Raw genomic sequence first — 15,259 nt, forward strand, 5'->3', positions numbered from 1 at the left:
CATATTGAATGAATAAAAATGACCGACAACGCCTGATCAAAACGCGCCTAATAATTGATAAAGAAGTCAGTGTAAAAGCGTTGGCCGGTACTTTTTCTGTGACCGAAAGAACGATCCGCAATGATTTGCAGGCGCTAGCTGACAAGCATCTTTGTGAAATGTTCTATGGCGGTGCCAGATTGATCAAACATGATGAAGACATCTATTTTGAATCAACATCCATCAACAATATATCGACTCTGCTTGAGGCTCCCTCCACCACCAAGGCCAGGAGTTACCCTGCGGTAAGCAGGGCCAATGAAACCTCACCAGAGATTTATATATTGGGATCATTCAATATTGACATTGTATTAGAAGTAAATGAATTTCCAAAAGTTGGGGAAAGTGTGCTGGCACACTCTACTAAATATTATGGTGGTGGCAAGGGAGCAAACCAGGCAATTGCGGCTGCAAAAATAAATGATCAGGTTCACCTGACAATCAAGGTAGGTCAGGACCTGTTTGCCGATAGAGCCAAAAACTACCTGGCGAATGCCAATATTGCCTCATTGAATATTCTTGAGGATGCAGAGCACCCAACGGGTAATGCCATTATTCTGGTATCACAACCCTCTGGCGAAAATAAAATTGCAATTAACTTGGGTGCCAACAGCCACATCACAGTAGATGATATTATTCATGATCTCGATTATATTCGTGACTGTCGCGTTTTTTTGACCCAACTGGAAAACAACTTCGACATCATGTCACTTGCGATAACTTATGCAAAGAAAAGTGGTGCGACTACCATTCTCAACCCGACTCCATATAATGATAGCGTGAAGAAAATATTGCCTTTTGTCGATATCATCACCCCCAATGAGATTGAGGCTTCTGATTTGTCTGGCATTGTTATCAATGATCATGAATCAGCCAGACTGGCGGCAGAAAGAATATATAAGCTGGGGGTTAAACATGTCATCATCACGCTGGGTGATAAAGGGTGCCACTATTTTAACGGGAACCGCCACTTTCATTTGGTTGGGCACAAGGCAGCCGTAATTGATAGCAGTGGGGCTGGCGACTCATTTAATGGATCGCTTGCTGCCTCTATTGCCAATGGTAAATCGATTGAAGATTCCCTGATATTTGCCAATGCATTCGCATCATTGAAAGTCGAACGTCGTGGAGCATCAAATATGCCAGACACATCTCTGGTTGAAGCAAGGTTATCCACAAATAATTTGTAACAAAACACTGCAAACAAATTAACTGCCAATCTATTTACACTATTACTGACAGAGGTATTTATGTTAGTCATCCACTCGTACTCCATTGCGATTATCATGTGTATTATTACCATGATATGTTGGGGCTCTTGGGCCAACACCACCAAGCTGGTTGATGAAAAAAAATGGCCTTTCCAGTTATATTATTGGGACTATTCAATCGGCATCCTGTTGTTTACCTTGCTGCTGGCGTTCACGTTAGGCTCGTCCGGTGATGAAGGTCGCCACTTTATAGCCGATTTACAGCAAGCTGATTGGCACAACTTTGGCCTGGCCATCCTCGGTGGCATCATTTTCAACCTGGGTAATATCTTGCTGGTGGCCGCTATTGCGCTGGCGGGAATGGCTGTTGCGTTCCCGGTTGGCGTCGGGATTGCACTGGTACTTGGCGTTATCGTCAATTATCTAGCCGTACCGGTTGGCGAACCTTATGTGCTCTTTATCGGCGTAGCCTGTGTCACCGTTGCGATTATCTTGACTGCTATTGCTTACGGCCGTCTCAAGCAGCAGCAGAGCGCAAAAATGCGTGGTTTGATCACTGCCATCATTGCCGGTGTGGTCATGGGCTGGTTCTATCGCTTTGTCGCAGCCTCTATGGCCGCTGATTTTTCTGCACCGGCAGCCGGTTTGCTCACTCCTTATTCCGCGCTGGTCTTCTTTGCCATTGGTGTACTCCTCTCCAGCTTTGTCTGGAATACCATCATGATGAAGAAGCCCATCTCTGGCCCGGTCATTAATGGTAGCGATTACTTCAAAGGAACCGTCAAAGAGCATGCGGTCGGTATTCTCGGTGGCATTATCTGGAGTATTGGCATGAGCTTCAGCATTTTGGCCTCTGGCCCGGCTGGCTACGCTATTTCCTATGGCCTCGGTCAGGGTGCCACCATGATTGCCGTTATTTGGGGTGTCTTTGTCTGGCGTGAATTTGCCAGCGCACCAGCCGGAACCAACAAGCTCATCAACGCTATGTTTGCTTTCTATATTTTTGGCATTGCTCTGATCATCGCCGCGAATAGCATTTAATACAGGATAACTATCATGTTGAATAATAAAATTGTCGTTCTGGGTAGTACCAATCAGGATCTGGTTAACAAATCCAGCCATCTGCCAAAAAAAGGCGAGACCATCATCGGCTATGAGTTTTTCAGCGCTCGCGGTGGCAAAGGCGCCAACCAGGCAGTAGCCGTCAGCAACATGGGCGGTAAACTCAGTTTTATCTCCTGCCTGGGTAAAGATGATTTTGCCAACCAGTTGATCGCGGATTATCAGCAATCCGGTATGGATACCAGCAAAATGGTTCAACTGGACGATGTGGCCACCGGCTTGGCCCTTATCATGGTCGATGAGCAAGGCTGCAACTGCATCAGTGTTGCCCCCAACGCCAATGCCATGCTGACCAAAGAATTTGTTACCGAGCAACTCGATAGCCTGCGCCAGGCAGACTACCTGCTGATGCAGCTGGAAACGCCGATTGATGGGGTGGAGCTGGCGGCCAAAGAGGCCCACCAGGCCAATACCTATGTGATTATCAACCCGGCACCCGCCAAACCCTTGAGTGATGATGTCTATCCCTATATCGACCTTATCACCCCCAACGAGACAGAAACCGAGATCCTGACTGGCATCAAGATGACTGATCACGCCAGCGCAGAAGAAGCCGCCACCCTGTTGCAGCAAAAAGGGGTGAAGAATGTGATCATCACGCTGGGTGAGAAGGGGGCGTATCTGCAAAGTGCCGATGGAATCAAGGAGATCATTGCGGGCTTCCGAGTCGATGCCAAAGATACCACCGCTGCTGGCGATACCTTCAATGGCGCATTAACCGTTGCGCTGAGTGAAGGGAAATCCCTGCGCGATGCCGTGCTCTTTGCCCACCGTGCCAGTGCCATCTCGGTCAGCCGCATGGGGGCGCAAAGCTCCATTCCGAGCAGGGAAGAGGTCGAGCAGTTCAACCATTAATGCCACAAACAAAAGCCCCGGAGCCAAACTCCGGGGCTTTTTTATTTCTTCCCGACCCGCTCTGATTTAACAGAACTGCGGTTTGGAAATCACTTCTTCAAACTCCCCATCACCTGCATTTCGCAGCGGTTGCAGTCAAAACGCAGGCGGAAGGTATCTTTACCCATCTTGAGCTCCAGCGGCTCGGCCTTGAGACCGGGCACCTCTTTCGGGCAGAGGTTCTGGCTGTAGCGGATGCAGTGCTTGGTGATCATCAGCACCACTTCCCCCTCCTCTTTGTTCGCCTCATAGGCGGGAGCAATTCGCTCGACCCCATGCTCGCGGAAGAACTGCTCGGCGGCGCTGTTAAGCACATTGCCAAGGTAAGAGAGACGGTGCTGGGGATAGCTGATATCCCGCAGAGCGATGCGTCGCTCGGGGCGCTGGTAGCTGGCCACGCGCGCAGCCTCCAGCGCAGCGATACCATCCCGGCGCAGCCCATTGAGCTGTGATGCCGCGATGAATAGCGGGTAAGTGAATGCCAACTCAATCTTGCGTGCCACAAACAGGGTATTGCCGAGTTTGCCAAGCTGGTCGCGCGCCTGTTGCAGCGCCCGCTCCGGATTGTCGGCCGGCTGCTTGTCGCACGGCAGGGTCACCGCGGCGCTGATGCCCTGCTCGTCGGTGAGATCAAGCCGGATCCCTTCGTCGCACTCACCAAGTTGCATATCGATCCGGATACGGCGATCCGCGCTCGCCTTCTCCAGCATCTTGCTGAACGCCTGATCATGGTTGCGGTAGAGCTCGGTGCCAACCTTCAGCCCCGGCATACGCTCGGAGAGAAGTAACTGCTTGCCCTCGACTTTGTTGAGGCGCATCCCCACCAGCTCGTTATTCGGCTTGAAGAAGCCCAGACCGTCGCCGTTGTTGAGGGTCACCTGCTTGCCGTCGATCTCGATGCCATCCTTGGTGACTCTGGTAACGCGACCCAGCGGCTCACCCACATATTTCGGGCTCTTGGTGGAGTCGATCCCCTGCTGGCGGCCATTGAGGAAGTAGTCGGTAGAGCCACGGTTGAAGCTCTTTTTCGGATCCGGCTCGAAGCTGTAGCTGCAACGACCCGCCGAAGCGGCCACCAGATCGCTGCGACTGTCGAGAATGGCGTCGAGCTTCTTGCGATACCAGGCGGTGACGTTCTTGACGTAGTCGAGCCCCTTGAGGCGCCCCTCGATCTTGAAGGAGCGGATCCCCGCCTCGATCAAGGCCTCCAGGTTGTCGGTCTGATCCATGTCCTTGAGTGACAGCAGGTGGCTGTCGGCCACCAGTACTTCACCATCCGGCTTTTGCAGCGAGCAGGGCAGACGGCAGAGCTGGGCACATTCACCGCGGTTGGCACTGCGGCCGGTACGGGCGTGGCTGATGTTGCACTGGCCGCTGTAGGAGACACAGAGCGCGCCGTGGATAAAGAACTCCAGCTGCACATTGGTCGCCGCGCTGATCTCGCGGATCTGCGCCAGTGACAATTCGCGCGCCAGCACCACCTGAGAGAAGCCCACATCCTGCAGAAACTTCACCTTCTCCGGCGTGCGGTTGTCGGTCTGGGTACTGGCATGAAGCGCGATGGGAGGCAAATCCAGCGCCAGCAGTCCCATATCCTGCACGATAAGCGCATCGGCACCGGCTTCGTAAATTTGGTGGGTCAGGCGCTGGGCCTGCTCCAGCTCGTGATCGTGCAGCAAGGTATTGAAGGCAACAAAGACCTGGGCCCCGAAACGGTGGGCGTGACGTGCCAGCGCTTCGATATCTTCGAGGGAGTTGCCCGCCGCACTGCGGGCGCCAAAGGCAGGGCCGCCCATGTAGACAGCATCGGCGCCATGGTTGATGGCTTCGATACCGTAGGCGAGGTTCTTGGCCGGAGCCAGCAGCTCCAACCGGTTGTTGTGGCTTAAAGGGTGCTTGTTCTGGTGCATGGTCTCGGGATCAGGGCGGACAGCAAATGGCCGCTACTCTAGTCCATTCACCGCCCGCGTGCCTTGATCCCGCTTAAGGTATCCGCAAAATGCAGGATTAGATGGCCACCTTGCGTGCCAGCAGCAGATCGTCCACGAGAGGACTAAAGCACCACCTTCAAGGCCAATCCCAGCAGCACCAGCCCACTGACCTTATCAATCACGAAGGATTTGGCTTTAAGCCACGCCAGTACGGGCCCACGAGAGAGCACCAGCGCCACCAGCACGTACCAGACGGCATCGATCCCGCCAGCGGTAAGCATCATGATGCCCCCTTCACTCCAGCCGGTATCGGCCCGCACAAACTGGCTGAACAGAGCGATAAAGAACACCGCCAGCTGGGGATTGAGAAAGGCCACCATAAAGCCTTCAAAGGCCCCCTGCCGACCACGCAGCTGGTGTACCTCTTCATTCGCTTCACTACTGGCTGGTTTTGCCAGCAGGGCTTTCACCCCGAGCCAGGCAAGAAATGCGGCGCCGCCGTAGCGGATCAGATCAAACAGGATCGGGGTCTGGGTGATCAAAATGGAGAGGCCAAGCGCGGTGACCAGCGCATAGATGCCAACCCCGAGGCCGTGACCGAGCGCAGTGGCGACGCCATGCCCCTGCCCGCCCTGCACCGTGTTGCGGATGATCAGCGCCAGACTCGGCCCCGGGCTGATGGCGCCCATCACGCAGATTGCGGCCAGTGCCAGCCAACTCGTCAGTTCCATGCTTTCCCTCTTTTGTGCTCGATATGATGACCTGCACTCAGGGTACGGGTTGAACCATTATGCCAGTAGTGAAAGTTATGAATAGATTCCATAGCTAATGGCTATAGCGCCACACAACTGACTGGGGCTAACCTGTGTGATCGAGCTGCTTGCGACTCTCGCCGACGGTGCGTTGCAGGTGATCCCGCAGGAAGGGGTAGGCCAGCTCGCGAAACCAGCGATGGGCCGGATCCTGATGGTGGCGCTGGTGCCACAGCAGATGATACTGCTGGTCACGGGTAGCAAACGGCAGATCGACAAAGGTGAGCCCATGGCTGCAGGAGAGCTGCCAAGCGATATGAGCCGGGGTGGTCATCAGACAATCGGTACGCAGCAACACCTCCACCGCCGCCTGAAAGAAGGGAACTCTGGCAAACCAGCGCCGACTCAATCCCTGCGGCGCCAACACCTGTTCCACCGGGCTGTCCTTGTCGCCACCGCCGCTCACTTGCAGGTGAGGCCAGGCGAGATAGTCATCGAGACTCAGCGCCCTGCCCGCCAACGGATGGTGGCTTCCCATCAGTACCGCCAGCCGATCTTCCCCCTGATGCAGACCACGAATCTGATCCGGAACCTGTTCGGTGATGGTGGAGACCAGATCCAGCTCGGACTGCCACAGCTGCGGCAGCTGCCGCTTGTCCCACAGGCTGTACTCCAGCGCCGCCAACGGCGCCTCTTTGGCGAGCGCGGCGCAGATATCGGGCAGGATATGCTGGGCCACATAATCAGAAGAAGCGAGTCGAAATACCCGCTCGCAACGGCTCGGGTCAAACCCGGGCGCCTCGTAGAGCCGCTCCAGCGCGCCGAGAGAATCCGCCAGCTGGGCGGCCAGCAGTTCGGCACGTGGCGTCAGAAGCCAGCGTTGCCCCTCCCGCACCAGCAGCTCGTCGTCGAACTCGCTGCGCAGTTGGGCAAGCTGCTTGCTGATGGAGGGCTGGCTCAGGTGCAACAGCTCGGCGGCGCGGCTGATATTGCGGGTCTCCAGCAGCACCTTGAGGGTGGGCAGCAAGTTGAGATTGGCTCTGAGCAAGGGATACCCTCATCGGTGGGGAAACGCCTATCTTAGGGCAGACGAGTCCCGCGTTTTAAGCAAAATTTCCTACCATGTTCAGCACCTTGCAGCCCTTTCTGGCCAGATGGCGCTACCGCTCGCCCTGCGCATAGCCATGACCACAAGATGACAGTGGTTGTCTCGTACGGCATAATTGCACGATTTTCCGCCCGCGGGCGATCCACTTTGAGAAGCGGTAACAAGATGAAATACGCCAATATCACCGGCTGGGGCAAATGCCTGCCTCCCTCCGTGCTGACCAACGATGACCTCAGCACCATCATGGATACGTCAGACGAGTGGATCTATCCGCGTACCGGCATCAAGGCCCGCCGGATCTCCCACGTCAGCACCTCGGATCTCGCCACCCTGGCTAGTCGCCGGGCTTTGGCCTGTGCCGGACTTGAGGCCACCGATATCGACTGCATCATACTGGCGACAGCAACCCCGGATACCCTCGCGCCCAACGCAGCCTCTGCGGTGCAGCAGAAACTGGGGGCCGTCAACGCCGCCGTGTTCGACCTCAATGCCGCCTGTACCGGATTTGTCTACGCGCTGTCGGTCGGCACATCCCTGGTACAAAGCGGCATGATGAAGAAGGTGCTGGTGATCGGTGCCGAGCGTCTGACTTACCTGCTGGACTGGACCCGCCGCGATACCGCAGTGCTGTTTGGTGATGGCGCGGGGGCAGTGGTGATCGAGGCAAGCGAGCAGGAGTGTGGCCTGATTGCCAACAAACTCGGCTGTGACAGCGAAGCAAGGGAGATCCTGCACGTACCGAACTTTGGTACCGATCGGGTGCGTTTTGCCGATATCGACGGTCTATTTACCTTCAACTTTGAAGGCCAGGAGATTTTCAAGCGCGCGGTGCGCGGGATGGGCGAAGCTACCACAAGCGCACTCACCCAGGCCGGTATTACCCCTGAGCAGATCGATCTCATCGTGCCCCATCAGGCCAATGTTCGCATCATTGAGACCCTGGCCAAGCGGATGAATGCCCCGATGGACAAGGTGATGGTCAACATCGAAAACTACGGCAACACCTCCGCCGCCACCGTCCCTATCGCCCTGTGCGAGGCGCTGGAGCAGGGCCGCGTCACGCCGAACTCCTATCTGCTGACCGCAGCCTTCGGAGCAGGCCTGACCTGGGGCGCAGCCATCATCAAATGGGGTGAGCGCGTCACCCCCATCAACCAGTGCGATGCCGAGCTCCCCCCCTGCGACAAGAGCGCGCTGGAGCTGATTGCCCATGCCGTTGAAGGATGCAAGAAGGCCCACATCAACCAGGCCTGATCCTCATCAGGAGCCTGAACTTTCAGGCTCCTTCTCTCCTCACTTGCCCGCGGCTCTCTGACCACGTCCCTGTCATCCCCTTCGCTCCCCCCGATACCGCTATCGCTGATACAAACAAATCCGATTTGCAGCCAATTTATTTTTTTCCGCTAACCTTACTGAGCCAACTATAAATAAAGAAAAGAGCTTCAAGGGACACCATGACTCTCGCAGTCCCGCTCCTTGACCTCTTACCAGATACTTGCACAGGGATAAGCTACGTATGGCACAACACAAAAGTGGCGTGAACACACCGCTTTGGGAACCGGTTTGCTGGATTTGCTGCATCGGGCTTGCTCTGCTGAGCTGCCTGTTACTGCAACTCGCCGATGCGCTGTCACCTCTTTATCTGCTGATCAATGTGCTGGTTGCCATTGCAGCCGCCCTCTGGGCATCCAGCCACTTCCACCGGCACTTGCAACGAAACAGTACCGAGCGGGAAGAGCCCGTCACAACCAATACCCTCGCCCGCTCCATCGTCGGGCTCGAACAGGTGTGCGAGAAAGCACTGCCCATCTGGTCACAACAGATTGAAAACTCTCGCCAACAGACCGAAGCGGCAATGATTGACCTGACCCAACGCTTCAGCGGCTTGGCCAGCAAGCTGGAAGAGGCGGTCAGTGCCTCCCACCTGGCAGCAGGTGAGCTGGGGGACGCCAATTCCCGTGGCATGGCCGGGGTCTTGAGCGAGAGCCAACAACAGCTCAATGAGGTGGTTGCCATTCTGCACTCTGCCCAGGCAAACCGTGATGCCATGCTGGCCGAAATCAAGAGCCTGACCACCTACACCATAGAGCTCAACACCATGGCCATGGATGTGGCCAAAATCGCCTCCCAAACCAATCTGCTGGCCCTCAACGCTGCCATTGAAGCCGCGCGCGCTGGCGAAGCCGGTCGTGGTTTTGCAGTCGTCGCCGATGAGGTTCGCAACCTCTCGCGCCTCTCCAGCGAGACCGCCCAGAAGATGACCGACAAGGTCGATACCATCAACACTGCTATCGGCCGTGCTTTCCAGATTGCCGAAAATGCGGCGGCTCGGGATCACGCCTCGGCGCTCAATTCGGAACAGACCATAGAGCAAGTGCTGACGCGTTTTCGTCATGCCACCGATAGCCTGGCGGAATCGGCGTCCCTGCTGCAAAACGAGAGCACGGAGATCCACCTCGAAATCTCCAATGTCATTGTCTCGCTGCAATTTCAAGACAGAGTCAGCCAGATCCTTAGCCACGTCAGACAAAACATGGAGAGCCTCTCCAGCCACCTGGTTACTTCCGAGCAGAACAGCCAGGCAGGGGGGCCAATCCAGATCGATGCCAATCGCTGGCTGGCAGAGATGGAGCTCTCATATGCCACTGACGAACAACGCAATATTCACCATGGTCGCACCACCCGTTCTGTCAAAGCGCAGCCAAGCAGCGCCGACATCACATTTTTCTAGGAGAGAGATATGGGCAAAACGATCCTGATCGTGGATGACTCGGCAACCATTCGCCAAGTCGTAGGCATGACCCTCAAGGGAGCAGGTTATGAAGTAATGGAGGCGAGCGATGGCAAGGATGCGCTCAAGAAGCTTGATGGCAAGAAGATCAACCTGATCATCAGTGACGTCAACATGCCGAATATGGATGGCATCACCTTCGTCAAAGAGGCCAAAAAGCTGGCCAGCTACAAATTCACCCCCGTCATCATGCTGACCACCGAGTCGCAAGACAGCAAGAAGCAGGAAGGACAAGCCGCAGGAGCCAAAGCCTGGGTGGTCAAACCCTTCCAGCCCGAGCAAATGCTGGCCGCCGTCGCCAAGCTCATCATGCCCTGATCCGGAGCGCATCATGCAACTACAGAGTGAGCTACTCGACAACAAGGTGGTGGTGACCATGCCGGACGAGATCACCATCTATACGGTCAGCGAACTGAAAGATGCCCTCTCGCCCTTGCTGCATCAGGGGCGCGAACTGGAGCTGAATCTGGCCGCGGTATCCGAAATAGACAGCGCTGGGCTGCAATTGCTGCTGGCCACCAAGAAAACCGCTCTGCAGCAGGGTTCATCGCTGGCACTGATCTGGCACAGCAATGTTGTGCTTGAACTTCTGGAACTGTGCCAGCTATCGGCCTTTTTTGGCGACCCTACCCTCATCACCCATGGCGAACGGCCTTGAGCCACCATGACAAGGAGTCACCGTGAGCATCGATCTTGATCAGGCTTTACAGACCTATATCGCCGAGGCACGGGAGTTGCTCGAAGAGATGGAGTCAGCTCTGCTCTCACTGGAGGCTGACCCTGACAATAGCGAGCTGATTGGCGCTATCTTCCGTGCAGCCCATACCATCAAGGGATCGGCAGGCCTGTTTGGTCTGCAGCCAATCGTCGGGTTTACCCATATCGTCGAGGATCTGCTCGACCAGATCCGCAATCAGCAGCTCACCGTCACCTCCATGCTGATCAAGGACTTGCTGGAAAGCTGCGACCACATCCAGATGCTGATCAGCGTCGTTGCAGAGCAGGGCGATGCGCTGAGCGAAAACGATGCCAGTCAGGATGAACGGCTGAGGCTCGCTCTCACCCGTCATCAGTGCGTCCCCCATGCCACGCTGCCAGATAGGGTGCATACACCTGAACCCAAGATCGAAAAAGAGGGTGGCATTACCAGCTCAGCCTCCTTGTGGCATATCTCCCTGCGTTTTGGCCCCGACGTGCTGCGCAACGGCATGGATCCGGCCGCCTTTCTGCGCTATCTCAGCACCCTCGGTAGCATCTGCTCGATGGAGACCATCCATCAGGCGCTACCGGATTGGGAACAGTTCGATCCGGAAAATTGCTACCTTGGCTACGAGATAGACTTCGACTCGCAGGCAGACAAGACGGCCATCAGCGATGTTTTTGAATTTGTCAGAGATGACTGCCAAATCACCATTTTGCCGCCCCACAGCAAGATCGCCGAGTTCATCAACCTGATTGAGTCACTGCCGGAAGATAACGCCATGCTGGGGCAATTGCTGGTCAACACCGGCGCCCTGACAGCAGAGGAGCTGGCCAACGGTCTGCAGGCACAACAAGCAACACCGGCAGAGCAAGCGCCCAAACTCGGGGAGATCCTGATTGCGCAGGGTGCCGTCAACGAAGCCGTGGTCGATGCCGCCCTGAAAAAACAGAACCAGACCAAGGAGAACAAGAGCAAAGAGGGTCGTTACGTCAGGGTGCATGCCGACAAGCTGGATGATCTGATCAATCTGGTCGGAGAGCTGGTGGTCGCCAGTTCAGGGGCCAACCTGTTAGCCCAGCGCACCCGAGAGAGCCAGCTGCAGGAAGCCACCTCGGTCATCGCAATGCTGGTTGAAGAGATCCGTGACAGTGCGCTGCGTCTGCGCATGGTGCCTATCGGCGATACCTTCAACCGCTTCCAGCGGGTGGTGCGCGATGTCAGTCAGGAGCTGAACAAGGATATCACGCTAGTGATCTCCGGAGCCGAGACCGAACTGGACAAGTCGGTGGTAGAGAAGATCGGTGACCCACTGATGCATCTGGTCAGAAACTCGATGGATCACGGTATCGAATCGGCAGAACAACGGCTGCTGGCAGGCAAATCACCCCGCGGCACCCTGAATCTCAACGCCTATCACGACTCCAACAGTATCGTCATCGAAATACGGGATGACGGTGCCGGTCTCAACAAAGTCAGGATCCAGCAAAAAGCCATCGAGCGCGGTCTGATCAGCGCCACCACCACGCTGACGGATCAGGAGATATACAACCTGATCTTCGAGCCGGGGTTCTCCACCGCAGAGGCTGTCACCAACCTCTCCGGTCGCGGGGTGGGCATGGATGTCGTCAAACGCAACATAACTGCCCTGCGCGGCACGGTCGATCTGGACAGCATCCCGGGAAAAGGAACCCGCGTGCAGATCCGCCTGCCGCTTACCCTCGCCATCATCGACGGCTTCCTGGTGCGGGTCTGTGACACCCACTACGTCATTCCACTCGATATGGTGATCGAATGCGTTGAATTGACCCAGAGTGCACTGGCCGATACCCAGGGGCGCAATTACATCAATTTGCGTGGCGAGGTGCTGCCCTTTATCCGCCTGCAACACTACTTCGATACCAATGGCAGCAAGGGGCGGCGCGAGAACATTGTCGTGGTCAGCCATGCAGGCAAAAAATCCGGACTGGTGGTGGATGAACTGCTGGGAGAATTCCAGACCGTCATCAAGCCGTTGGGGAAATTGTTCCAGCGCCTGCAAGGCATCAGTGGTTCAACCATTCTGGGGGGAGGAGAGGTCGCCCTGATCCTCGACATTCCCTCGCTGATCCAACACGCGATAACTCAAGAATCCAGTCAACTCAACAGGTTGACAGTATCGCGCAACCTGCCTCAATCCAGCATCAACTGAGGGGACCATCATGTTCAAAAACTCCACCATCAAATTGCGTCTCATCGTGCTGCTCTGCATGCTCTGCCTGCTGCTGCTGGCCGTTGGCAGCCTCGGGTTATACAACATGCAGAGCAGCAATACCGGGTTGCAGCGTGTTTACAACGACAGGGTGGTTCCTCTCAAGCAACTGAAGACCATCTCCGACAGCTATGCCGTGTCAATCATCGACAACCTCAACAAGGCCAATGCGGGGCTGATCCCGGCAGAAGAGGCCCTGACCCAGATTAAACAGGCCCAACAGACGATCAAGAACGAGTGGCATAACTACCAGTCCACCACCCTCACCCCGGATGAGCAGCGCTTGTCAGCCGAGGCGACCACACTGTTCAACTCGGCCGATACCGATATTGGCAAACTGGAGAAATTCCTCGCCACCCAGCACGGCATGATTGCCGGCATGCTGAGTAATTTTGACGGCACTCTGTATGGTTCCATCGACCCGATAGGCAACAAAATCACCGAGCTGGTCAACCTGCAGCTCAACGTGGCCAAGTCGGAATATACCGCAGCGCAATCCTGGTATGACGTGATGCTGATAACCATGGCGGTGGTTATCGCGGTCGGCATAGTGCTCGCTGCCTGGTTTGGCGCCATGTTGATCAAGAGCATCATCACCCCGATCGAACAGGCCCTGCGCGTGGCCAATAGCCTGGCCGAGGGCAATCTGGATGTATCAATCAAGATCGAATCTAACGACGAGGCAGGTCAGCTCCTGATGGCGATGGACAACATGGTCAAAAAACTGGGGGCCTTGATCACGGATATCGAGACCCTGGTCACAGCCGCCGTCGAGCAGGGAGACTTCAGCCACAAGATTGCACTGGAGGATCGCCAGGGCTATATCAAGCGGGTATCCGAGCTACTGAATCGTCTCTCCCAGGTGACAGATACCAGCCTGGAAGATGTGATGCGCATCGCCACCGCGCTCTCCAGGGGGGATCTGACCCAGCGGATCGATGAGCCCTACCCAGGTATTTTTGGCCAGACCAAAGATGGTCTCAACCAGACCATCACTGCGCTAACCAATATCATCGAAGAAGTACGTAATGCCGCCGACAACCTGACCAACGCCTCCAATCAGGTGAGCAATACGGCGCAGGCATTGAGTCAGGCCACCAGCGAGCAAGCAGCCAGTGTCGAGGAGACCAGCGCCTCTATCGAGCAGATGAGCGCCAGCATCAACCAGAACACCGAGAACGCCAAGATCACCGACAGCATGGCCAGCAACTCGGTGCTGGAGGCCACCGAAGGGGGCCAATCCGTACAACAGACAGTGACCGCCATGCAGCAGATCGCCAAAAAAGTCAGCATCATTGATGACATCGCCTACCAGACCAACCTGCTTGCGCTCAATGCGGCCATCGAGGCAGCTCGCGCCGGAGAACATGGCAAAGGCTTCGCGGTGGTTGCCGCCGAGGTGAGAAAACTGGCAGAACGCAGCCAGATCGCGGCGCAAGAGATTGGCGAGCTCTCCTCCGACAGCGTCAGCAAGGCAGAGCGGGCCGGCAACCTGCTGGAGAGGATCGTCCCCTCCATTCGCAAGACCTCTGATCTGGTACAAGAGATCAATGCCGCTTCGGGCGAGCAGGCCAGTGCAGCCAACCAGATCAGTCTGGCTATGAGCCAACTCAATCAGGTGACACAACAGAATGCGGCCAGTAGCGAGGAGCTGGCGGCCACCGCCGAAGAGATGAGCTCGCAAGCCAGCGAACTGCAGCAAACCATGGCCTTCTTCGCTCTGGAAAAAAGTGTGCAGCTCAACTCCAGGCCACATGAAACCAGCCACAAGGGGATTCCTCCCAGAGGCAGTTTCATCGCACCGCCACAACGGGCCAGTCAGCCCAATCAACCATCATCCCATTCCATTGCTGAAGCGGATTTTGTCCGTTTCTAACCGGAGGCGACCATGCATACATCCACCGACATCACGCTGCCATTATTGGCCGCTGGCGAGAGCAGCGGCGATGCCCAGTACCTGACGTTTCTGATCAACAACGAGATGTTCGCCATCAATATTCTGGGGGTCAAAGAGATCATTGAATACGGCAATATCACTCCAATCCCGATGATGCCGAGCTTTATTCGTGGCGTCATCAATCTGCGAGGAGCTGTTGTCTCAGTCGTTGACCTCAGTGCGCGCTTTGGCAATACCCCTTCAAATATTACCCGCCGCAGTTGCATCATCATCATTGAGGGAATGGCGCAGCAGGGTGATGAGCCTGTCAGCCAGGATATAGGTGTCGTAGTGGATTCCGTGTCGGAGGTGTTAGGTATTCCACAAGCTGATATTGAACCACCGCCAAGTTTTGGCGCCCGCATCAGGGCTGACTTTATCAGCGGCATGGGCAAAGTCAGCGGTAAATTCGTCATCCTCATCGATACCGCAAAAGTGTTGTCACTCGATGAGATGGCACAACTCAACGAACTGGCCCAGCCACAGGCAAGGTTACCGCAAGGCAATCTGCAGCACTCCTGAAC

General features: G+C 55.8%; 13 protein-coding genes. 10 read left to right on the plus strand and 3 right to left on the minus strand.

Annotated elements, in window-relative coordinates:
- Window positions 1–8: 8 nt before the first annotated feature.
- Genes BN1135_RS00945 through rbsK form a run of 3 tightly spaced genes read left to right on the plus strand, consistent with a single transcriptional unit; the run spans window position 9 to window position 3,227 of the window.
- Complete coding sequence (locus BN1135_RS00945) at window positions 9–1,229, plus strand: PfkB family carbohydrate kinase (RefSeq protein ID WP_042018133.1); 1,221 nt, start codon at window positions 9–11, stop codon at window positions 1,227–1,229.
- A gap of 60 nt (window positions 1,230–1,289) precedes the next feature.
- Window positions 1,290–2,291 (plus strand): GRP family sugar transporter, encoded by a 1,002-nt coding sequence (locus BN1135_RS00950; RefSeq protein ID WP_042018134.1) that lies wholly within the window; start codon window positions 1,290–1,292, stop codon window positions 2,289–2,291.
- 15 nt (window positions 2,292–2,306) lie between these two features.
- The gene (rbsK, locus tag BN1135_RS00955; protein WP_042018136.1) at window positions 2,307–3,227 is read left to right on the plus strand and encodes a ribokinase; all 921 of its coding nucleotides are present in this window, start codon (window positions 2,307–2,309) and stop codon (window positions 3,225–3,227) included.
- A gap of 89 nt (window positions 3,228–3,316) precedes the next feature.
- Here rbsK and BN1135_RS00960 read toward each other — a convergent pair whose 3' ends face one another.
- The 3 genes from BN1135_RS00960 to BN1135_RS00970 all read right to left on the minus strand — a co-directional run bounded on the left by BN1135_RS00960 (window position 3,317) and on the right by BN1135_RS00970 (window position 6,997).
- Window positions 3,317–5,176: a peptidase U32 family protein gene (locus tag BN1135_RS00960; protein WP_042018138.1), complete on the minus strand. Its 1,860-nt coding sequence runs from the start codon at window positions 5,174–5,176 to the stop codon at window positions 3,317–3,319.
- A 143-nt stretch (window positions 5,177–5,319) separates the two neighbouring features.
- On the minus strand, window positions 5,320–5,928 hold the full coding sequence (locus BN1135_RS00965) for a LysE family translocator (protein ID WP_042018141.1): 609 nt from the start codon (window positions 5,926–5,928) through the stop codon (window positions 5,320–5,322).
- A gap of 127 nt (window positions 5,929–6,055) precedes the next feature.
- The gene (locus BN1135_RS00970) at window positions 6,056–6,997 is read right to left on the minus strand and encodes a LysR family transcriptional regulator (RefSeq protein WP_042018143.1); all 942 of its coding nucleotides are present in this window, start codon (window positions 6,995–6,997) and stop codon (window positions 6,056–6,058) included.
- A 225-nt stretch (window positions 6,998–7,222) separates the two neighbouring features.
- Between BN1135_RS00970 and BN1135_RS00975 the strand changes: the two genes are divergently transcribed.
- The 7 genes from BN1135_RS00975 (at window position 7,223) to BN1135_RS01005 (ending at window position 15,257) form a co-directional block, all read left to right on the plus strand.
- The gene (locus tag BN1135_RS00975; RefSeq protein ID WP_042018144.1) at window positions 7,223–8,311 is read left to right on the plus strand and encodes a ketoacyl-ACP synthase III; all 1,089 of its coding nucleotides are present in this window, start codon (window positions 7,223–7,225) and stop codon (window positions 8,309–8,311) included.
- A 262-nt stretch (window positions 8,312–8,573) separates the two neighbouring features.
- Window positions 8,574–9,788: a methyl-accepting chemotaxis protein gene (locus tag BN1135_RS00980; protein WP_042018145.1), complete on the plus strand. Its 1,215-nt coding sequence runs from the start codon at window positions 8,574–8,576 to the stop codon at window positions 9,786–9,788.
- 9 nt (window positions 9,789–9,797) lie between these two features.
- Window positions 9,798–10,166: a response regulator gene (locus BN1135_RS00985; protein WP_042018146.1), complete on the plus strand. Its 369-nt coding sequence runs from the start codon at window positions 9,798–9,800 to the stop codon at window positions 10,164–10,166.
- A 13-nt stretch (window positions 10,167–10,179) separates the two neighbouring features.
- On the plus strand, window positions 10,180–10,506 hold the full coding sequence (locus tag BN1135_RS00990) for an STAS domain-containing protein (RefSeq protein WP_042018147.1): 327 nt from the start codon (window positions 10,180–10,182) through the stop codon (window positions 10,504–10,506).
- A 22-nt stretch (window positions 10,507–10,528) separates the two neighbouring features.
- Complete coding sequence (locus tag BN1135_RS00995; RefSeq protein WP_042018148.1) at window positions 10,529–12,739, plus strand: chemotaxis protein CheA; 2,211 nt, start codon at window positions 10,529–10,531, stop codon at window positions 12,737–12,739.
- 10 nt (window positions 12,740–12,749) lie between these two features.
- A complete protein-coding gene (locus BN1135_RS01000; protein WP_042018149.1) occupies window positions 12,750–14,675 on the plus strand; it encodes a HAMP domain-containing methyl-accepting chemotaxis protein in 1,926 nt (641 codons plus the stop codon).
- A gap of 12 nt (window positions 14,676–14,687) precedes the next feature.
- Window positions 14,688–15,257 carry a chemotaxis protein CheW gene (locus tag BN1135_RS01005; protein ID WP_042018150.1) on the plus strand — a complete coding sequence of 190 codons (570 nt, stop codon included), beginning with the start codon at window positions 14,688–14,690 and terminating at the stop codon, window positions 15,255–15,257.
- Window positions 15,258–15,259: the final 2 nt, after the last annotated feature.

The organism is Aeromonas sobria, from assembly GCF_000820145.1.
GTDB classification, from domain to species: domain Bacteria; phylum Pseudomonadota; class Gammaproteobacteria; order Enterobacterales; family Aeromonadaceae; genus Aeromonas; species Aeromonas sobria.